The sequence below is a fragment of the Bartonella sp. AP58NXGY genome (assembly GCF_042195785.1).
Taxonomy (GTDB): domain Bacteria; phylum Pseudomonadota; class Alphaproteobacteria; order Rhizobiales; family Rhizobiaceae; genus Bartonella.
Map to the genome: position 1 here is coordinate 1 of NZ_JBHIOY010000384.1, position 256 is coordinate 256.

At 34.4% G+C, this 256-nt stretch carries 1 pseudogene; it reads left to right on the forward strand.

Going from position 1 to position 256, the window contains the following annotated elements:
- Nucleotides 1-52: 52 nt before the first annotated feature.
- Nucleotides 53-256, forward strand: a pseudogene (locus ACFINC_RS11580) (ribonuclease BN); the annotation flags it as partial.

Below are 256 nucleotides of genomic sequence, written 5' to 3' on the forward strand. Positions count from 1 at the left end.
TTTTATAAAGCTTGAATAGATTGGAAAGAGTGTTACCAGAAAGTATTAAGATTTGTTAAGAAATATCTTTTGGTATAGCTATCGTGTTTTTGGTGACGCAATAAGTCATTATTGGCGTGATAATGGAAGTGCTTTTGCAAGCCATGTTGCGCTGTCAGGTCTTTTAGCATTTTTCCCTTTTTTTATTTTTGGAACATCTTTTGCTCGTTTTATTGGGGCTTTTACTTATACACCGCAAAAAATTAAAGCGCTGGTG